The sequence below is a fragment of the Pseudomonas alloputida genome, from assembly GCF_021283545.2.
Classification (GTDB): domain Bacteria; phylum Pseudomonadota; class Gammaproteobacteria; order Pseudomonadales; family Pseudomonadaceae; genus Aquipseudomonas; species Aquipseudomonas alloputida.
In genome coordinates this window covers 992,597-1,010,590 of record NZ_CP128540.1, presented here as the reverse complement: position 1 = coordinate 1,010,590, position 17,994 = coordinate 992,597, and the positions used below count along the sequence as shown (strand labels likewise).

The 17,994-nt window shown below is 61.3% G+C and carries 21 protein-coding genes; 1 reads left to right on the top strand and 20 read right to left on the bottom strand.

Annotation, left to right across the window (positions count from 1 at the left end; all coding sequences use genetic code 11):
• Nucleotides 1–16: 16 nt before the first annotated feature.
• From ispG to trmJ, 15 genes are all read right to left on the bottom strand, one after another.
• Nucleotides 17–1,126 carry a flavodoxin-dependent (E)-4-hydroxy-3-methylbut-2-enyl-diphosphate synthase gene (ispG, locus tag LU682_RS04585; protein ID WP_010952070.1) on the bottom strand — a complete coding sequence of 370 codons (1,110 nt, stop codon included), beginning with the start codon at nt 1,124–1,126 and terminating at the stop codon, nt 17–19.
• A gap of 3 nt (nt 1,127–1,129) precedes the next feature.
• A complete protein-coding gene (locus LU682_RS04580) occupies nt 1,130–2,137 on the bottom strand; it encodes a RodZ domain-containing protein (protein WP_010952069.1) in 1,008 nt (335 codons plus the stop codon).
• Nucleotides 2,134–2,895, bottom strand: a complete 762-nt coding sequence (gene pilW / locus LU682_RS04575; protein ID WP_049586424.1) for a type IV pilus biogenesis/stability protein PilW — start codon at nt 2,893–2,895, stop codon at nt 2,134–2,136. The genes LU682_RS04580 and pilW overlap by 4 nt, the downstream gene beginning before the upstream one ends.
• 14 nt (nt 2,896–2,909) lie before the next feature.
• A complete protein-coding gene (rlmN, locus tag LU682_RS04570; RefSeq protein ID WP_010952067.1) occupies nt 2,910–4,055 on the bottom strand; it encodes a dual-specificity RNA methyltransferase RlmN in 1,146 nt (381 codons plus the stop codon).
• 28 nt (nt 4,056–4,083) lie between these two features.
• On the bottom strand, nt 4,084–4,509 hold the full coding sequence (gene ndk, locus LU682_RS04565) for a nucleoside-diphosphate kinase (RefSeq protein ID WP_003248526.1): 426 nt from the start codon (nt 4,507–4,509) through the stop codon (nt 4,084–4,086).
• A gap of 88 nt (nt 4,510–4,597) precedes the next feature.
• On the bottom strand, nt 4,598–4,798 hold the full coding sequence (gene iscX / locus LU682_RS04560) for a Fe-S cluster assembly protein IscX (RefSeq protein ID WP_003248529.1): 201 nt from the start codon (nt 4,796–4,798) through the stop codon (nt 4,598–4,600).
• 10 nt (nt 4,799–4,808) lie between these two features.
• A complete protein-coding gene (fdx, locus tag LU682_RS04555) occupies nt 4,809–5,150 on the bottom strand; it encodes an ISC system 2Fe-2S type ferredoxin (protein WP_003248531.1) in 342 nt (113 codons plus the stop codon).
• A gap of 3 nt (nt 5,151–5,153) precedes the next feature.
• A complete protein-coding gene (hscA, locus tag LU682_RS04550; protein ID WP_010952066.1) occupies nt 5,154–7,016 on the bottom strand; it encodes a Fe-S protein assembly chaperone HscA in 1,863 nt (620 codons plus the stop codon).
• A 43-nt stretch (nt 7,017–7,059) separates the two neighbouring features.
• The gene (hscB, locus tag LU682_RS04545) at nt 7,060–7,581 is read right to left on the bottom strand and encodes a co-chaperone HscB (protein WP_010952065.1); all 522 of its coding nucleotides are present in this window, start codon (nt 7,579–7,581) and stop codon (nt 7,060–7,062) included.
• 8 nt (nt 7,582–7,589) lie between these two features.
• Nucleotides 7,590–7,913 carry an iron-sulfur cluster assembly protein IscA gene (gene iscA, locus LU682_RS04540; RefSeq protein WP_003248536.1) on the bottom strand — a complete coding sequence of 108 codons (324 nt, stop codon included), beginning with the start codon at nt 7,911–7,913 and terminating at the stop codon, nt 7,590–7,592.
• 28 nt (nt 7,914–7,941) lie between these two features.
• Nucleotides 7,942–8,328, bottom strand: a complete 387-nt coding sequence (iscU, locus tag LU682_RS04535) for a Fe-S cluster assembly scaffold IscU (protein ID WP_003248539.1) — start codon at nt 8,326–8,328, stop codon at nt 7,942–7,944.
• Between the two features lie 46 nt (nt 8,329–8,374).
• Nucleotides 8,375–9,589, bottom strand: coding sequence for an IscS subfamily cysteine desulfurase (locus tag LU682_RS04530; protein ID WP_003248541.1), 1,215 nt, complete (start codon nt 9,587–9,589; stop codon nt 8,375–8,377).
• Nucleotides 9,590–9,634: 45 nt separating this feature from the next.
• Nucleotides 9,635–10,126 (bottom strand): Fe-S cluster assembly transcriptional regulator IscR, encoded by a 492-nt coding sequence (iscR, locus tag LU682_RS04525; RefSeq protein ID WP_003248542.1) that lies wholly within the window; start codon nt 10,124–10,126, stop codon nt 9,635–9,637.
• Nucleotides 10,127–10,305: 179 nt separating this feature from the next.
• Entirely contained in the window at nt 10,306–11,091 is a 786-nt protein-coding gene (gene cysE, locus LU682_RS04520) for a serine O-acetyltransferase (protein WP_010952064.1), read from the bottom strand.
• A gap of 3 nt (nt 11,092–11,094) precedes the next feature.
• Nucleotides 11,095–11,850: a tRNA (cytosine(32)/uridine(32)-2'-O)-methyltransferase TrmJ gene (gene trmJ / locus LU682_RS04515; protein ID WP_004576300.1), complete on the bottom strand. Its 756-nt coding sequence runs from the start codon at nt 11,848–11,850 to the stop codon at nt 11,095–11,097.
• Between the two features lie 151 nt (nt 11,851–12,001).
• On the opposite strand from trmJ, the gene suhB reads away from it, so the two are divergent.
• Nucleotides 12,002–12,820: a type III secretion system regulator SuhB gene (suhB, locus tag LU682_RS04510; RefSeq protein WP_003248548.1), complete on the top strand. Its 819-nt coding sequence runs from the start codon at nt 12,002–12,004 to the stop codon at nt 12,818–12,820.
• Between the two features lie 168 nt (nt 12,821–12,988).
• Here the strand turns inward: suhB and LU682_RS04505 are convergent, their stop codons facing one another.
• From LU682_RS04505 to tgt, 5 genes are all read right to left on the bottom strand, one after another.
• Nucleotides 12,989–13,531, bottom strand: coding sequence for a glycine zipper 2TM domain-containing protein (locus LU682_RS04505; protein ID WP_010952063.1), 543 nt, complete (start codon nt 13,529–13,531; stop codon nt 12,989–12,991).
• Nucleotides 13,532–13,649: 118 nt separating this feature from the next.
• Entirely contained in the window at nt 13,650–14,558 is a 909-nt protein-coding gene (gene secF / locus LU682_RS04500; protein ID WP_010952062.1) for a protein translocase subunit SecF, read from the bottom strand.
• Nucleotides 14,559–14,568: 10 nt separating this feature from the next.
• The gene (gene secD, locus LU682_RS04495; RefSeq protein WP_010952061.1) at nt 14,569–16,431 is read right to left on the bottom strand and encodes a protein translocase subunit SecD; all 1,863 of its coding nucleotides are present in this window, start codon (nt 16,429–16,431) and stop codon (nt 14,569–14,571) included.
• Between the two features lie 63 nt (nt 16,432–16,494).
• Nucleotides 16,495–16,830 (bottom strand): preprotein translocase subunit YajC, encoded by a 336-nt coding sequence (gene yajC / locus LU682_RS04490; RefSeq protein ID WP_003248556.1) that lies wholly within the window; start codon nt 16,828–16,830, stop codon nt 16,495–16,497.
• A 42-nt stretch (nt 16,831–16,872) separates the two neighbouring features.
• Nucleotides 16,873–17,988: a tRNA guanosine(34) transglycosylase Tgt gene (tgt, locus tag LU682_RS04485; RefSeq protein WP_003248558.1), complete on the bottom strand. Its 1,116-nt coding sequence runs from the start codon at nt 17,986–17,988 to the stop codon at nt 16,873–16,875.
• Between the last annotated feature and the right edge of the window lie 6 nt (nt 17,989–17,994).

Below are 17,994 nucleotides of genomic sequence, written 5' to 3'. Positions count from 1 at the left end.
TTACGAATTCTGTGTGTCAGCCACGAGCGATCAACGCCGCGTCGGCCTCGGCCTTTTCGGCCGCTTTCTGGCGGATGAGTTTTTCAAGCTCATCGACCAGGTTGTCATTGGTCAGCTTCTGCGCCGGCTTGCCGTCGATGTAGATCAGGTTCGGCGTACCGCCGGTCAGGCCTACATGGGCTTCCTTGGCTTCACCCGGGCCGTTGACCACGCAACCGATCACCGCCACATCCAGCGGTACCAGCAGGTCTTCCAGACGCCCTTCCAGCTCGTTCATGGTCTTGACCACATCGAAATTCTGCCGCGAGCAGCTCGGGCAGGCGATGAAGTTGATGCCACGCGAGCGCAGATGCAGCGACTTGAGGATGTCGTAGCCGACTTTCACTTCTTCGACCGGGTCGGCCGCCAGCGAGATGCGGATCGTATCGCCAATACCTTCGGCCAGCAGCATACCGAGGCCGACGGCGGACTTCACGGTGCCCGAACGCAGGCCACCGGCTTCAGTGATGCCCAGGTGCAGCGGTTGCACGATCTGCTTGGCCAGCAGACGGTAGGCTTCGACAGCCATGAACACGTCCGAGGCCTTGACGCTGACCTTGAAGTCCTGGAAATCCAGGCGGTCGAGATGCTCGACGTGGCGCAGGGCCGACTCGACCAGTGCGGCCGGGGTCGGTTCGCCGTACTTCTTCTGCAGGTCTTTTTCCAGCGAACCGGCGTTGACCCCGATACGAATCGGAATGCCGCGGTCGCGGGCGGCATCCACCACGGCGCGCACGCGGTCTTCACGGCCGATGTTGCCCGGGTTGATCCGCAGGCAATCAACGCCCAGTTCGGCAACACGCAGGGCGATCTTGTAGTCGAAATGGATGTCGGCGACCAGCGGCACGCTGACCCGTTGCTTGATCTTGCCAAACGCTTCGGCCGCGTCCATGTCCGGCACCGAGACCCGCACGATGTCCACGCCGGCGTCGACCAGACGCTGGATTTGCGCCACGGTAGCAGCGACATCGTTGGTGTCGGTGTTGGTCATGCTCTGCACCGCGATGGGCGCATCACCACCCACCGGCACATTGCCAACCCAGATTTTGCGGGATTCGCGACGTTTGATCGGAGATTCGCCGTGCATGACTTACTGTCCCAACTTCAGGCGAGCAGTCTCGCCACTGGTGAACGGGGCAACATCGACGGCCTGGCCGTTGTAGCTGACCTGGGCGCCCCGGGCAAAGCCCAGGCGTACCGCGAATGGCGGCTTGCCGGTCAGCTCGAGGTTGTCCCCCTTGCGCTTGATGGCGCTGAACAGCACCTTGCCGTTGCCGTCGCTGACCTGGGTCCAGCAATCGGCGGTGAACTGGATGGCGACCTTGGCGCTGCCTGCTGGCACCGCGGCAGGCTCGACGGCCGCCACGGCCGGTGCAGGTGCAGGTGCTGGTGCCGGCGCAGCAGTGGCCTGTACCGGAGGAGTAACCGGTGCAGGCGAAGCAGCAGGTGCGGGTTGCACAGGCGCTGTGGCAATGGTTGCCTCAGAGCTTACCGGCGCCTGTTCAGCGGCAGCAGGCTGCTCGGCAGCGCCCTGCTCCAGCGCCAGCGGCGCGCTTTCAGGTTGCTGTCCAGCGGAAACGGCCTGGTCTTCAGGCTCATCGAGCGGGTGAATCTGTGTGGTGCCGTCGGCGCTTTCGACCTCGACGTGCTCCAGGGCAATCTTCGCCAGCTCCTTGCCCCGCAGGCTGCCCTGGTCCTGCCACCAGAAAAAGCCACCACCGACCACAGCCACCAGCAACAGCAGGCTGACGCCGCGCAGGATATTGTGCGACAACCGCACAGGCTCTTCGATACGGCCCAGCGAATGCACGTCGCTGCCTTTGGCGTGGGTACCGGTGTAGCGGTCGAAGGCATCTACCAGGGCGGCCTGGTCGAGGTCCATCAGCTTGGCGTAGGCGCGAATGTAGCCACGAGCGAAAGTATGCCCGGGCAGCTTGTCGAAGGCGCCGGTTTCCACGTGGTTCAACGAACTGACAGTGAGGTTGAGCTTACGGGCCACCTCGGCTTGAGACCAGTCCCGTTTCTCACGGGCCAGGCGCAAAAGCTCACCGGGGTTCTGGCCAGGCGCTACTGCTACTTCGGGATGCGCGGCGTTCATCGTTGCTCCGACAGGTATTGCTGATATTCCGGCGTACCGGGATAAAGTCGTTGTAATTGCTGGCCCAATTCGGCCAGTGTGCCCTGCTCGTCGAACACCCTGGCAAGGCGGCTGCCCAGCAGCAGGCTACGGGCGTCGTGGTCGCTCAACTGGCTGAAACGATCGTAGTAGTCCCGGGCCGGCACATAATGCCTGTTTTCGTAGGACAACTCAGCCATTTCCAGCAACGCTTTTGGTTGCCGCTGGTTGAGTTGTAACGCTTTCAACAGATACGCGTGCGCCTGATCGCGGCGTTCGAGCTTCAGGGCGGTCAGGCCCAGATTCTCGTACACGCGTGAGCGCTCAGGATACAGGGTATCGGCACTGGCCAGGCGAAACATCTGCTTGGCCTCGGCAAATCGCCCCTGAGCATAAAGGAAACTGCCGTAATTGTTGCGAATTCGCGTGTCGCCGCGGCTTATCAGCAAGGCCTTGCGAAAATGTGCTTCGGCCAACGCCGGCTCGCCTTGGGCTTGAAACACTACCGCCAGGGCGGCGTGCGCGTCGACATCCTGGTCATCCAGCGCCAGGGCCTTTCCCAACGGCGCCTTGGCCTGTTCGGTCAAACCTTGTTGCAAATAACCCAAGCCAAGCTGCACATAAGCCCGCCCTGCCTCCACCCTGCCCTGGCGGCTGGCCAAGGGGTCGCTCGCGCCGCCCGACACGCAGCCGGCCAGCAGCGAAAGCGCAAGGATCGACAGCGCGGCACGCAGGCTCATGGGCAAGGTACCTGTCAGTGGCTGGCGGCGCTGTCTGGCAGTTCGACGTCCGCAGAAAGCTGGCGAACTGCGATGTAGCGCTCACTGCGGCGAGTACGGTCATTGACCTGGCCGACCAGCTGGCCACAGGCAGCGTCGATGTCGTCGCCGCGCGTGGTACGGGTGGTGACGTTGAAGCCACCGTGGTGCAGCAGGTCCTGGAAGCGACGAATGGCGTTGTTGCTCGGTCGCTCGTAGCCCGAATGCGGGAACGGGTTGAACGGGATCAGGTTGATCTTGCAGGGTACATCGCGCAACAGTTCGATCATCTGCGCAGCATGCTCGGGCTGGTCGTTGACGTCCTTGAGCAGGGTGTACTCGACGGTGAGCACGCGCTTGCCACCCAGGGTGGACATGTAGCCCATGCACGATTCCAGCAGCACTTTCAGCGGGTACTTCTTGTTGATCGGTACCAGCTTGTTGCGCAGTTCGTCGTTCGGCGCATGCAGCGACAGGGCCAGCGACACGTCGATGTGCTTGGCCAGCTCGTCGATCATCGGCACCACGCCCGAGGTGGACAAGGTGACACGGCGCTTGGAAATGCCATAGCCAAGGTCATCCATCATGATTTTCATGGCGGCAATGACGTTGTCGAAGTTCAGCAAGGGCTCGCCCATGCCCATCATGACCACGTTGGTAATCGCGCGGTCGACTTTGGCAGGAACGGTCCCGAAGGATTTGTTGGCAAGCCACACCTGGCCGATCACTTCGGCGGCAGTGAGGTTGCTGTTGAAGCCTTGCTTGCCGGTGGAGCAGAAGCTGCAGTCCAAGGCACAGCCGGCTTGCGACGATACGCACAGGGTGCCGCGGTCGTCGGTTGGAATATAGACGGTCTCGACGCAGCTGCCGGAGGCAACGCGGATCACCCATTTACGGGTGCCGTCGGCGGAAATGTCTTCACTGACCACTTCCGGTGGGCGAATTTCGGCAACGGCCTCGAGCTTTTCGCGCAAGACCTTGCCTACGTTGGTCATGGCCGCAAAGTCGGACACGCCAAAATGGTGAATCCATTTCATCACCTGGCCGGCACGGAAGCGCTTCTCCCCAATAGAGTCGAAGAATTGTTCCATTTCCGGCTGGGTCAGACCCAACAGGTTGATTTTGCCAGTAGATGTCGTCATGGATTCACCCTCACCCGTAAGCTTTCGCTTAGCGAGTGGTTACCTCGGTAGCAGCGAAGAAGTAAGCGATTTCGCGAGCAGCAGCAGCTTCGGAGTCCGAACCGTGAACGGCGTTGGCGTCGATCGACTCGGCGAAGTCAGCGCGGATGGTGCCGGCAGCAGCTTCTTTAGGGTTGGTAGCACCCATCAGCTCACGGTTCTTGGCAATGGCGTTCTCGCCTTCCAGAACCTGGACAACGACCGGACCGGAAGTCATGAAGGCAACCAGGTCACCGAAGAAGCCGCGCTCGCTGTGCTCAGCGTAGAAGCCTTCGGCTTCGGCTTTGGACAGTTGCTTCATTTTCGAGGCAACGATTTTCAGGCCGGCTTCTTCGAAGCGAGTGGTGATCTTGCCGATGACGTTTTTGGCAACAGCGTCAGGCTTGATGATGGAGAAAGTACGTTGAACAGCCATGGAAAACTCCAGAATATGAGTGTTACGAAAAATTAAACCCGCGAATTATACGCGGGTTCCGGGGGATTGCCTAACCTGCAAGTGACGCTTAGTCGGCTTCGTCGATCCAGGCGGCCTGGATTGCCTCGAGCACTTTCTCACCGCCGCGTGACGGATCGTCGCTGAACTCTGGCAATGCCAGCACCCAGCGGTGCAGGTCCACGAAATTCACATAACGAGGATCGACCTCAGGCTTGCTTTCTGCAAGCTGGATTGCGATCTCAAGTACATCAACCCATTTCAGACTCATGTACAGGCCCTCAGTGCGGTGCTTCGGCAGCATGGTTGAGCGAATACTTGGGGATCTCGATGGTCAGGTCTTCGTCAGCGACGAAAACCTGGCAACCCAGGCGCGATTGCGCTTCCAGGCCCCAGGCTTTGTCCAGCATGTCCTCTTCCAGCTCGTCAGCCTCTTCGAGCGAATCGAAGCCCTTGCGCACGATGCAGTGGCAAGTGGTACAGGCCTTGACGCCGCCGCAGGCGCTTTCCATCTCGATGTGATGGTCGTGGGCCAGCTCCAGGATGTTGGTCCCGGGCTTGACCTCCACGGTCAGCCCCTCGGGGCAGAACTTCTCATGCGGCAGGAATGTCACCAGCGGCATCGATTACTCCTCGATCTCATTCAGGTTGCGCCCGGCCAGTGCGGCTTTGACCGTCGAATCAAGGCGACGGGCGGCAAATGCATCGGTCACCTGCGACAGACGCTTGGTCTGTTGCTCGATGGCTGCGCCATCGGTGCCGGCCAGCAAATCACGTAGTTCTTGCATCTGGAATTCGATGGCGTCGCGCTCGTCACTGCTGAGCAGGCGATCGCCGTCGGCGTCCAGGGCGCCCTGTACCGCCTCGAGCAGCCGCTCGCCATCTACCTGATGCTCTCGCAGCTGGCGGGCATGCTTGTCGGAACCGGCGTGTTCGAAGGAGTCCTTGAGCATGCGGGCGATTTCGCCGTCGGTCAGGCCGTAGGACGGCTTGACCTGAATGCTGGCTTCCACGCCCGAACCCAGCTCGCGGGCAGCGACGCTGAGCAGGCCATCGGCATCCACCTGGAAGGTGACGCGGATTTTTGCAGCACCGGCAACCATGGCCGGGATGCCGCGCAGCTCGAAGCGGGCCAGCGAACGGCAGTCACTGATCAGCTCGCGCTCGCCCTGCAGTACGTGGATCATCATGGCCGACTGGCCATCTTTGTACGTGGTGAACTCCTGAGCGCGGGCCACCGGAATGGTGGTGTTACGCGGGATCACCTTCTCCATCAGCCCGCCCATGGTCTCAAGACCAAGCGACAGCGGGATGACATCGAGCAGCAGCAGCTCGCCACCTTCGCGGCGGTTGCCGGCCAGGGTGTCGGCCTGGATGGCGGCACCAATCGCCACCACCTGGTCTGGGTCGATCGAGGTCAGCGGGGTGCGCCCGAACAGCGCGCCCACGGCCTCACGCACACGCGGCACGCGGGTCGAACCACCGACCATGACCACGGCGCTGACTTCTTCCAGTTCAACGCCACTGTCGCGCACGGCGCGGCGGCAGGCCTTCAGGCTGCGGGCAACCAGTGGCTCGATCATGGCTTCGAAGGCATTACGGGTCAGCTCGCCGTGCCAGGCACCGTGGCTGACACTGACCACGTCAGCGTCGGTCAGGGCTTCCTTGGCGGCGCAGGCGGTTTGCAGCAGCGCGCGCTGGGTAGCCGGGTCCAGATCGGACGACAGGCCAGCCTGCTCGATGATCCAGCCGGCAATAGCATGGTCGAAGTCGTCACCACCCAAGGCGGTATCACCGCCGGTGGCCAGCACTTCGAATACGCCAGCGGTCAGGCGCAGGATGGAAATATCGAAAGTACCGCCGCCCAGATCATAGATGGCCACCACGCCTTCGGCGTTCTGGTCCAGGCCGTAGGCTACGGCGGCCGCAGTCGGTTCGTTGAGCAGGCGCAGCACGTTCAGGCCGGCCAGACGCGCTGCGTCTTTGGTAGCCTGACGTTGGGCGTCATCGAAATAGGCAGGCACGGTGATCACCGCGCCTACCAGCTCGCCACCCAAGGTGGCTTCGGCCCGTTCGCGCAACACCTTCAGGATGTCGGCAGACACTTCCACAGGGCTTTTCGGCCCCTGCACGGTGTCGATGAACGGCATGTGCGATTCACCACCCACAAAGCGGTATGGCAGTTGCTCGCCCAGCTGCTTGACGTCGGCCAGGCCGCGCCCCATCAGGCGCTTGACCGACAGCACGGTGTTCAACGGGTCGCTGGAGGCAGCATCACGCGCGGCCTGCCCCACTTCGTTGCGCCCTTCGAGGTAGCGCACCGCGGACGGCAGAATGACGTTACCCTGCGCGTCGGGCAGGGGCTCGCTACGGCCGCTGCGCAGTGCAGCGACCATTGAGTTGGTGGTACCCAGGTCGATTCCAACCGCCAGGCGGCGCTGGTGCGGCTGAGGGCTTTGACCGGGTTCGGCAATCTGCAGTAGGGCCATGCTTATCTGAATACCTTAGGTGCCATCACGGGCAGCACCGGGGTTAATCGTCGAGGCGCTCTTCCAGTTGGCGCACTTCTTGGGCGAGCTTGTCGAGGAACTGCATGCGGCGCATCAGGCGTTCAGCCTTGTCGCGCTCGCCCGGGGCATCCCAGCAGCCGGCAAAGTCCTCATTCAGCGTGTCCTGGGCGGCCTTCAGGCGCTTCTTGAACACGCCGACACCGTCAAGGTCGGCTTCATCCTGCAGTTCTTCGAGCTCTTCACGCCACTGCATCTGCTGCAGCAGGAAGTCAGGGTCGTGGACCGTGACCTCCTGGGGCACTTCGTGGCCGCTGATGGCCAGCAGGTAGCGCGCGCGACGCGGCGCACTGCGCAGCGTCTGGTAAGCGTCGTTGAGGGCCGCGGATTTTTCCAGCGCAATACGCTGCTCACGCTCGGAGGCGTCGGCAAAGCGATCAGGATGGACTTCGCGGGCCAGCTCGCGATAGCGAGTGGCCAGCTTGTCGAGATCCAGACGGAAGCTTGGCTGGAGGTCAAACAATGCGTAATGACAAGGAGTACCCACAGCCAGCCTCAAACGTTGAAGCTTTCGCCGCAGCCACACTCACCGCGCACGTTGGGGTTGTTGAACTTGAAGCCTTCGTTCAACCCTTCCTTGACGAAATCCAGTTCGGTGCCATCGAGGTAGACCAGGCTCTTGGGATCGATGATCACCTTGACGCCATGGTTTTCGAACACCTGGTCTTCGTCCGCCAGTTCGTCGACGAATTCCAGCACGTAGGCCAGACCCGAGCAACCGGTGGTGCGCACGCCCAGGCGAATGCCCTCACCTTTGCCGCGCCCGTCGAGGGAGCGGCGAATGTGGTTGGCGGCGGCTTCTGTCATGCTGATAGCCATCAGAACTCCTTACCTTGCAACAGGCGACTTAGATCAAGCCTTTCTTCTGCTTGTAGTCGCGTACGGCTGCCTTGATGGCATCTTCGGCGAGTACCGAGCAGTGAATCTTGACCGGCGGCAACGCCAGCTCTTCGGCCAGTTGGGTATTCTTGATGGTTTCGGCCTCGTCCAGGGTCTTGCCCTTCATCCACTCGGTGGCGAGGGAGCTGGACGCGATGGCCGAACCGCAGCCGTAGGTCTTGAACTTGGCGTCTTCGATAACGCCCTGCTCGTTGACCTTGATCTGCAGACGCATCACGTCACCGCAGGCCGGGGCGCCGACCATGCCGGTGCCGACATCCGGGTCCTCGGCATTCATCTTGCCGACGTTGCGCGGGTTTTCGTAGTGGTCGATGACCTTTTCACTGTATGCCATGGTGCAATTCCTTCCTCATCAGGGAGCCGCTCTTGCCGGCGACTGCTTAGTGGGCGGCCCACTCGATCTTGGAGATGTCAACGCCGTCTTTGTACATATCCCACAGCGGCGACAGCTCACGCAGTTTATTGACGGCCTCGCAGACTTTCTGCGCGGCGTAGTCGACTTCTTCTTCGGTGGTGAAACGGCCGAAGGAGAAGCGGATCGAGCTGTGCGCCAGCTCGTCGTTGCGGCCCAGAGCACGCAGTACGTAGGACGGCTCGAGCGACGCGGAGGTACAGGCCGAACCGGACGATACGGCGATGTCTTTCAGCGACATCAGCAGCGATTCGCCTTCGACGTAGTTGAAGCTCAGGTTCAGGTTGTGCGGTACACGCGCAGTCTGGCTGCCATTGACGTACAGCTCTTCAAGGTTTGAGACCTGCTTGAAGAAGCGGTCGCTCAGGGCCTTGATGCGTGCGTTTTCTGCAACCATTTCCTGCTTGGCAATGGCGAAGGCTTCGCCCATGCCGACGATCTGGTGAGTCGGCAGGGTGCCCGAACGCATGCCGCGCTCATGACCGCCGCCGTGAATGATGGCTTCAAGACGTACACGCGGCTTGCGGCTGACGTACAGCGCGCCGATGCCTTTCGGGCCATAGACCTTGTGCGCCGAGAACGACATCAGGTCGACTTTCAGCTTTTGCAGGTCGATTTCGACCTTGCCGGCCGACTGGGCCGCGTCGACATGGAACAGTACACCGCGCGAACGGGTCAGTTCACCGATGGCGGCGATGTCGTTGATCGAGCCGACTTCGTTGTTCACATGCATCAGCGAGACCAGGATGGTGTCGTCGCGCAGCACCGCTTCTACCATGGCCGGGGTGACGATGCCGTCTTCGCCTGGCTCCAGGTAAGTGACTTCAAAACCTTCGCGTTCCAGCTGGCGAGCGGTATCCAGGACCGCCTTGTGCTCGATCTTGGAGGTAATGATGTGCTTGCCCTTGGTCTGATAGAAGTGCGCGACACCTTTGAGCGCGAGGTTGTCGGACTCGGTGGCACCGCTGGTCCAGACGATTTCGCGCGGATCGGCGTTGATCAGCTCGGCAACCTGACGACGACCGTTCTCCACCGCTTCCTCGGCCTTCCAGCCAAAGACGTGGGAGCGCGAGGCCGGGTTACCGAAGTTCCCGTCGACCAGCAGGCAGTCGGCCATCTTCTGGGCCACGCGTGGGTCGACCGGAGTGGTCGCAGAATAATCAAGGTAGATCGGCAACTTCATTTGTCTCTCCTATCAGGCGGTGGCGTCGCTCGTCGTCCCAGGGGGTCAATCGACGGCAGACGTCTCAATCTTGTCCAGCTGGGCGGTTCGTCCTGCGACACGGCGCAGGTCCTGGCGCTGGGCGACTTCCTGCACATCACGGCGCTTGACGAGGTCGGCCAGGCTTATGCCGCTGAGGAATTCATGGATCTGCTGGCTGAGGTCGCACCACAGGTGGTGGGTCAGGCAGGTATCACCGGCATGGCAGTCACCGAGCCCCTGGCAGCGGGTGGCGTCGACCGATTCGTTGACCGCGTCGATAACCTGGGCCACCTGGATGGTTTCCATGCCCCGCGACAGCTGGTAGCCACCGCCTGGACCGCGCACACTGGAAACCAGGCTGCTGCGGCGCAGCTTGGCGAACAGCTGCTCCAGATAAGAGAGGGAAATGCCCTGGCGCTCGGAAATATCGGCCAAAGACACCGGCCCATGCTTCGCGTGCAACGCCAGGTCGAGCATGGCGGTCACGGCGTATCGGCCTTTGGTAGTCAGTCGCATGGCTATTGGGTACCACGGGAGTTTCAGGATGTGTGCGAGTATGCGATTCCCGAGCATTTAAGTCAACTATTAGACCTACTGCTTTAGTCGGGATTGCATCAGGGAGGCGGGCGCGATTGTAGCAGACGAGGGGCGTGAGCACACGCCCCGCATGCCACCATGACTTCAGTGCGGCGCGATCAATGCGGCTGAGTGTCGCGCTGGGCCACTTGGGCAGCCTCGCTGAAGTCGTCCTCCGGCAAGGCCGGCAGTTCCTTGGCACAATAGTCACTGCCCATCTTGGTCAGCGCGCCACACATACCCTCCAACCGTTCGTCGACGGCCTGCAGGTGATCGAGCATCTGGCCGATGGCCCGCGCCACCGGGTCGGGCATGTCGCCACTGACACCATAGGCGTCGAAGCCGATCTTCTCGGCCATTGCCTTACGCTTGGCTTCGACTTCGGTGTCCTCGCTCTTGACGATGATCCGCCCCGGAATGCCTACCGCCGTAGCCCCGGCCGGCACCGCCTTGGTGACCACCGCATTGGAACCGATCTTGGCCCCGGCGCCGACGGTGAAAGGCCCCAGCACCTTGGCACCCGCCCCTACCACCACGCCGTTTTCCAAGGTGGGGTGGCGCTTGCCCTTGTTCCAGCTGGTGCCACCGAGCGTCACCCCCTGGTACAGGGTGACGTCATCGCCGATCTCGGCGGTTTCGCCAATGACGATACCCATACCGTGGTCGATGAAAAAGCGCCGGCCAATGGTGGCGCCAGGGTGGATTTCGATACCGGTCAGCCAGCGACCGAAGTTCGACACCAGCCGGGCCAGCCATTTGAAATCACGCCTCCACAGCGCATTGCCCAGGCGGTGCAGCCAGATGGCATGCATGCCGGGGTAGCAGGTGAGCACCTCGAAGGCATTGCGTGCAGCCGGGTCACGGTGGAATACGCTTTGAATATCTTCACGCAGGCGTTCGAACATCTGTCAGTCCTTCCGTTTATGCGGCTCGCCCCGGACCACCTTCTGGGTCTCGGTGAGGATGCCGCGCAAAATGCTCATTTCCGAACGCTCGACCGCCACCCGCCCATACAGCCGGCGCAGGCGCGGCATCAGGTGCTTGGGCTTTTCGGGGTCGAGGAAGCCGATGCCCACCAGGGTTTTCTCCAGGTGGTCGTAGAACAGCTCCATTTCATCCATGGTCGCCAGCTCAGCGGCGTCAACCTTCTCGACTTTGCCCGGTGCTTCACCGGCAGCCAGCCAGGCCATGCGCACCTCGTAGGAGAGCACCTGCACGGCAGCCGCCAGGTTCAGCGAGCTGAAGTCGGGGTTGGAGGGAATGTGCACGTGGAAATGACATCGCTGCAGTTCTTCGTTGGTCAGGCCGGCGTGCTCGCGCCCGAACACCAGGGCGATTTCCTCGCCGCCATTGGCATGCTCCACCGCCTTGGCACCGCATTCACGCGGGCCGATCAACGGCCAGGGAATGCTGCGCTCGCGGGCGCTGGTGCCCATCACCAGGTTACAGCCGACCAGCGCCTGTTCGAGACTGTCGACCACCTGGGCGTTATCCAGCACATCGTCGGCGCCCGAAGCACGGGCACTGGCATCCACGGCGGGGAATTCTTTCGGCTGCACCAGCACCAGACGCGACAAGCCCATGTTTTTCATGGCACGTGCAGCGCCGCCGATGTTGCCGGGGTGGCTGGTATTGACCAGAACAACACGAATATTTTGCAGCAAGGTGTTGTGCTCACAGATGCAGGAATCAGGGCCTTCGATCTTACAGAACCGACAGACGTAACGCCATGAAAGCAAATGTGACACTTCTGCCGCCAAAGTTTTCTGCTAGAATGATCGGCTTTCTTCTTTAACATCTCCAGGTGACCCGCCCATGCAGCCTATGCTGAATATCGCCCTGCGCGCCGCTCGCAGCGCCAGTGAACTGATTTTCCGCTCCATCGAACGCCTGGATAGCATCAAGGTCGATGAGAAAGAGGCCAAGGACTACGTTTCCGAAGTCGATCGCGCCGCCGAGCAGAGCATCGTCAACGCACTGCGCAAGGCCTACCCGAACCACTCCATCCAGGGCGAGGAAACCGGCCTGCACGCGGGTAGCGGCGAAGAAGGCAAAGATTACCTGTGGATCATCGATCCGCTGGACGGCACCACCAACTTCCTGCGCGGTATCCCGCACTTCGCCGTCAGCATCGCCTGCAAATACCGCGGCCGCCTTGAGCACGCCGTGATCGTCGACCCGGTTCGCCAGGAAGAATTCACCGCCAGCCGTGGCCGTGGCGCCCAACTCAATGGCCGCCGCCTGCGCGTCAGCTCGCGCACAAGCCTGGAAGGCGCCCTGCTGGGCACCGGCTTCCCGTTCCGTGACGGCCAGATGGCGGACATGGACAACTACCTGGGCATGTTCCGCGCCTTGACCGGCCAGACCGCCGGCATCCGCCGCGCCGGCTCCGCCAGCCTGGACCTGGCCTACGTGGCTGCTGGCCGCTTCGACGCCTTCTGGGAGTCGGGCCTGTCCGAATGGGACATGGCAGCGGGCGTACTGCTGATCCAGGAAGCCGGTGGCTTGGTGAGCGACTTCAACGGTGGCCACGACTTCCTCGACAAAGGCCACATCGTTGCAGGCAACATCAAGTGCTTCAAGGCGGTACTGACTGCCATCCAGCCGCACCTGCCAGAAAGCATGAAGCGCTAAGCGCAGATTGCCGGCAAACAAAAAGCACCTCTTGAGGTGCTTTTTTGTGCCTGGTGGTTTTGCGTGGCCTGTACCGACCTCTTCGCGGGTAAACCCGCTCCTACATGGATCGCATTGCCCCTGTAGGATCGGGTTTACCCGCGAAGAGGCCGGCACAGACACCGCAAATCACTGACCCGCTTCGCTCAGAATCAGCTTGCCATTCTTGTCCAGCGGAATGGTCGATCCCGGCTCGCGATCCATCTTCACCTTGCCTACCTGATCACCGATGGAATAGGTCACGTTGTAGCCCACCACCTTCTCACTGATGTCGTTGACCGTGTTGCAGCGGGTTTGCGTGGTTGTGTAGGTATCACGCTCCTGCATGCCTTCCTGCACCTTGTTACCCGCATAACCACCACCGACCGCACCGGCCACCGTGGCAATCTTCTTGCCGGTACCGCCACCAATCTGGTTACCCAACAGACCACCTGCCAACGCACCGACCACGGTACCGGCAATCTGGTGTTGATCCTTGACCGGCGCCTGGCGCGTCACAGTCACGTCCTTGCAAACTTCACGCGGGGTTTTCACCTGCTGCTTGATCGGCTGCACGTCAGTCACCTGGGCGACTTCGGGGCCTTTGTTCACCAAGCTGTAGGTCGCCACAGCACCTCCGGCAGTTACACCGACAGCACCCAGCACCGCACCCACCAGCATTGATTTATTCACGTGAACCTCCTGATCGTACCAGCGGGTGTGAACCCGCGCTTCTCCCAGCCTTGGAGCAAAAAAAAAGGCGCGAGTTCAACACTCGCGCCTTTTCATCGCCAAACGGCGCAGGAAAAACCTACGGACGTTCGTCCACACCTTCGGCCTTGACCGGCGGAATGAGATCCTCGCTGCTCAGGTTCAGCCAGATCAGTACCACGTTGGCGATATAGATCGACGAGTAGGTACCGGCCATGACACCAATGAACAGGGCCAACGAGAAACCGAACAGGTTGTCACCCCCGAAGAACAGCAGCGCGGCAATGGCCAGCAAGGTCGAAACCGAAGTGGCGACGGTACGCAGCAGGGTCTGGGTGGTGGAAACGTTGATGTTCTCGATCAATGAGGCCTTGCGCATGACGCGGAAGTTTTCACGTACCCGGTCGAACACAACGATGGTGTCGTTCAGCGAGTAACCGATGATCGCCAGCACCGCCGCCAGCACCGTCAGGTCGAAGGTGATCTGGAAGAACGACAGGATACCCAGCGTTACCACCACGTCGTGGATCAGCGAAACGATCGCCCCCACGGCGAACTTCCACTGGAAACGGAACGCCAGGTAGATGAGGATGCCGCCCAAGGCCAGCAACATGCCTATGCCACCCTGGTCACGCAGCTCTTCACCCACCTGAGGGCCGACGAACTCGACACGCTTGACCTTCGCCGGGTTGTCACCTCCAGCCTTCTGCAGGGCTTCAGCTACCTTGTTACCCAGCATGGGATCGTCGCCAGGCATGCGCACAAGCAGGTCAGTGGTAGCACCGAAGCTCTGCACCACGGCCTCGTTGAAGCCGGATTCGACCAACTCGGCACGCACAGCCTTGACGTCGGCCGGGCGCTCGTAGGTCAGCTCGATCAGCGTACCCCCGGTGAAGTCCAGCCCGAAGTTCAGGCCCTTTTGCCACCAGCTGAACAGCGCCAACACGGTGAGGAGCACGGTGACGGCGAACGCGACATTGCGCACACCCATGAAATTGATGGTTTTCATCGCAGCTCCCTCAAACCCACAGCTTCTTGATGTCACGCCCGCCACAGGTCAGGTTGACCAATGCACGGGTCACCATGACGGCGGTGAACATCGAGGTGAAAATCCCGAGGGACATGGTGACCGCAAAGCCTTTGACCGGGCCGGTACCCATGGCAAACAGGATGCCGCCGACCAACAGGGTGGTCAGGTTGGCGTCGACGATTGCCGAGTAGGCGCGATTGAAGCCTTCGTGGATGGCGCGCTGCACCGACATACCAGCCGCGATCTCTTCGCGAATACGCGAGAAGATCAGCACGTTGGCGTCCACCGCCATACCCATGGTCAACACGATGCCGGCAATACCCGGCAGGGTCAGGGTCGCCCCCAGCAGCGACATCAACGCCAGCAGCAGCACCATGTTGCCCGCCAGGGCGATGGTGGCCAGCACACCGAAGGCGCGGTAGATGGCGATGATGAACAGCGAGACGAACAGCATGCCCCACAGCGACGCATCGATACCCTTGGTGATGTTGTCAGCACCCAGGCTTGGGCCAATGGTACGTTCTTCAGCGAAGTACATCGGTGCAGCCAGACCACCGGCACGCAGCAGCAGGGCCAGCTCGGACGATTCGCCCTGGCCATTCAAGCCGGTGATGCGGAACTGGCTACCAAGCGGCGACTGGATGGTCGCCAGGCTGATGATTTTTTTCTCTTCGACGAAGCTTTGCACGGCAACGTCCTTCTCGACGCCGCCGACGGCTTGCTTGACGTAGCGGGTAACCGGCTTCTGCTCGATGAAGATCACCGCCATGCTACGGCCGACGTTGCTACGGGTAGCACGGCTCATCAGCTCGCCACCGTGGCCATCCAGGCGAATGTTCACCTGCGGGCGGCCATGCTCGTCGAAGCTGGCCTGGGCGTCGGTAACCTGGTCACCCGTGATGATCAGGCCCCGCTCGACTGCGGCGGAGCGGCCGCCCTCACGGAACTCGAACACCTCGGTAGTGGCCTTGGATGCACCCGGTTCGGCACCGAAGCGGAACTCCAGGTTGGCCGTTTTACCAAGGATACGCTTGGCTTCGGCAGTGTCCTGCACGCCTGGCAGCTCGACCACGATACGGTTGGCGCCCTGGCGCTGTACCAGAGGCTCTGCCACACCCAGCTCGTTCACGCGGTTGCGCACGGTGGTGAGGTTCTGCTTGATCGAGTATTCGCGGATCTCGGCGACTTTCGCCTGGGTCAGCGCCAGACGCAGCACCGCAAGCTCGTTGCGATCGGTGGTGGTCAGGTCGAAATCATTGAAATTCTTGCGGATCAGGGCACGTGCCTGTTCGCGGGTGGCATCGTCAGCGAAGCCCAGCATGATGCCGCCATCCTGCTGAGGCAGGCTGCGGTAGCGGACGCGCTCTTTGCGCAGCAAGGTCTTGACCTCGCCTTCGTAGACTTTCATGCGGGCAGTCATGGCCTTGTCCATGTCCACTTCCAGCAGGAAGTGCACACCACCGGACAGGTCCAGGCCCAGTTTCATCGGGCTTGCGCCCAGGTTGCGCAGCCATTGCGGGGTAGTCTGGGCCAGGTTCAGGGCCACGACGTAATCATCGCCCAGTGCCTTGCGCACTACATCCTTGGCTGGCAGCTGGTCTTCCTGATTGGTCAGGCGGATCAGCCCGCTGCCCTTTTCACCCAGGCTTGCGCCCTTGACAGCGATCTTGGCATCGACCAGCGCCTTGCTGACGCGATCAAGGTCGGCCTGATTCACCTGCAGCGCCGAGCTGGCACCGCTGATCTGTACCGCCGGGTCATCCGGGTAGAGGTTGGGAGCGGAATAAATGAAACCGACCACCAGTACCAGCACGATCAGTGCATATTTCCACAGAGGATATTTGTTCAGCATCACGCCGCCCGTTCAAGACGCGGGGCGCGTTGCGCGCCCCGACTGGAAAATAAAACCGGTAACTCAGATAGCCTTGAGCGTACCTTTTGGCAGGGTCGCAGCAATGGCACCCTTCTGGAACTTCAGCTCGACAGTGTCGGACACTTCCAGCACCACGAAGTCATCGGAAACCTTGACGATCTTGCCGGCGATGCCGCCGTTGGTGACAACTTCGTCACCTTTCTGCAAGTTGCTCAGCAGGTTCTTCTGCTCTTTCGCGCGCTTGGCCTGCGGGCGCCAGATCATCAGGTAGAAGATGACCAGGAAACCGACCAGGAAAATCCACTCGAAGCCGGTACCGGCTGGGCCAGCGGCAGGTGCTGCAGCGTCCGCGTATGCGGCGGGGATGAAGAAGCTCATTGGGCACTCCTAATGTAATTTTCTAATAATGGATGCGGACAGTCAGTCCAAGGGCGGTACAGGAAGCCCGCGCTTGGCGTAGAAGGCGTCGACAAAGGCGGCCAATTTACCCTGTTGAATAGCCTCGCGTAAACCGGCCATCAAGCGCTGATAATGGCGCAAGTTGTGGATGGTATTCAGCATGCTGCTCAGCATTTCGCCGCATTTGTCCAGATGATGGAGATAGGCGCGCGAGAAGTTGGTGCAGGTATAGCAGTCACAGGTCGGATCCAGCGGCGATTCATCGTGACGATGGAACGCATTGCGGATCTTGATCACCCCTGTATCAACGAACAGATGACCGTTGCGCGCGTTACGCGTCGGCATCACGCAGTCGAACATGTCGACGCCGCGGCGCACACCCTCAACGAGATCTTCCGGTTTGCCTACCCCCATAAGGTAACGAGGTTTGTCAGCAGGCATCTGGTCCGGCAGATAATCCAGCACCTTGATCATTTCGTGCTTGGGCTCGCCCACCGACAGGCCGCCAATGGCCAGGCCGTCGAAACCGATGTTTTCCAGGCCTTCCAGCGAGCGCATGCGCAGGTCCTGGTACATGCCGCCCTGGACAATGCCGAACAGCGCTGCGGTGTTGTCGGCATGGGCGTTCTTCGAGCGCTGGGCCCAGCGCAGCGACAGCTCCATGGAGGTGCGTGCCACATCGTGCTCGGCCGGGTACGGGGTGCACTCGTCGAAGATCATTACCACGTCCGAGCCCAGGTCACGCTGAACCTGCATCGACTCTTCCGGGCCCATGAACACCTTGGAACCATCGACCGGCGAAGCGAAGGTCACGCCCTCTTCCTTGATCTTGCGCATGGCACCCAGGCTGAATACCTGGAAACCACCGGAGTCGGTGAGGATCGGGCCTTTCCACTGCATGAAATCGTGCAGGCCGTTGTGCTTCTTGATCACCTCGGTGCCCGGACGCAGCCACAGGTGGAAGGTGTTGCCGAGGATCATCTCGGCGCCGATGGCCTCGATGTCGCGTGGCAGCATGCCCTTGACCGTGCCATAGGTCCCCACCGGCATGAATGCCGGGGTTTCCACGGTGCCACGTGGGAAGGTGATGCGACCCCGACGGGCCTTGCCGTCGGTGGCCAGCAGTTCGAAGGACATTCGACA

What these genes read in the sequence shown, in the direction of transcription:
- ispG (WP_010952070.1), bottom strand. Translation starts at nt 1,126, where the DNA reads ATGCACGGCGAATCTCCGATCAAACGTCGCGAATCCCGCAAAATCTGG.
- LU682_RS04580 (WP_010952069.1), bottom strand. Translation starts at nt 2,137, where the DNA reads ATGAACGCCGCGCATCCCGAAGTAGCAGTAGCGCCTGGCCAGAACCCC.
- pilW (WP_049586424.1), bottom strand. Translation starts at nt 2,895, where the DNA reads ATGAGCCTGCGTGCCGCGCTGTCGATCCTTGCGCTTTCGCTGCTGGCC.
- rlmN (WP_010952067.1), bottom strand. Translation starts at nt 4,055, where the DNA reads ATGACGACATCTACTGGCAAAATCAACCTGTTGGGTCTGACCCAGCCG.
- ndk (WP_003248526.1), bottom strand. Translation starts at nt 4,509, where the DNA reads ATGGCTGTTCAACGTACTTTCTCCATCATCAAGCCTGACGCTGTTGCC.
- iscX (WP_003248529.1), bottom strand. Translation starts at nt 4,798, where the DNA reads ATGAGTCTGAAATGGGTTGATGTACTTGAGATCGCAATCCAGCTTGCA.
- fdx (WP_003248531.1), bottom strand. Translation starts at nt 5,150, where the DNA reads ATGCCGCTGGTGACATTCCTGCCGCATGAGAAGTTCTGCCCCGAGGGG.
- hscA (WP_010952066.1), bottom strand. Translation starts at nt 7,016, where the DNA reads ATGGCCCTACTGCAGATTGCCGAACCCGGTCAAAGCCCTCAGCCGCAC.
- iscA (WP_003248536.1), bottom strand. Translation starts at nt 7,913, where the DNA reads ATGGCTATCAGCATGACAGAAGCCGCCGCCAACCACATTCGCCGCTCC.
- iscU (WP_003248539.1), bottom strand. Translation starts at nt 8,328, where the DNA reads ATGGCATACAGTGAAAAGGTCATCGACCACTACGAAAACCCGCGCAAC.
- LU682_RS04530 (WP_003248541.1), bottom strand. Translation starts at nt 9,589, where the DNA reads ATGAAGTTGCCGATCTACCTTGATTATTCTGCGACCACTCCGGTCGAC.
- iscR (WP_003248542.1), bottom strand. Translation starts at nt 10,126, where the DNA reads ATGCGACTGACTACCAAAGGCCGATACGCCGTGACCGCCATGCTCGAC.
- cysE (WP_010952064.1), bottom strand. Translation starts at nt 11,091, where the DNA reads ATGTTCGAACGCCTGCGTGAAGATATTCAAAGCGTATTCCACCGTGAC.
- suhB (WP_003248548.1), top strand. Translation starts at nt 12,002, where the DNA reads ATGCAGCCTATGCTGAATATCGCCCTGCGCGCCGCTCGCAGCGCCAGT.
- secF (WP_010952062.1), bottom strand. Translation starts at nt 14,558, where the DNA reads ATGAAAACCATCAATTTCATGGGTGTGCGCAATGTCGCGTTCGCCGTC.
- secD (WP_010952061.1), bottom strand. Translation starts at nt 16,431, where the DNA reads ATGCTGAACAAATATCCTCTGTGGAAATATGCACTGATCGTGCTGGTA.
- yajC (WP_003248556.1), bottom strand. Translation starts at nt 16,830, where the DNA reads ATGAGCTTCTTCATCCCCGCCGCATACGCGGACGCTGCAGCACCTGCC.
- tgt (WP_003248558.1), bottom strand. Translation starts at nt 17,988, where the DNA reads ATGTCCTTCGAACTGCTGGCCACCGACGGCAAGGCCCGTCGGGGTCGC.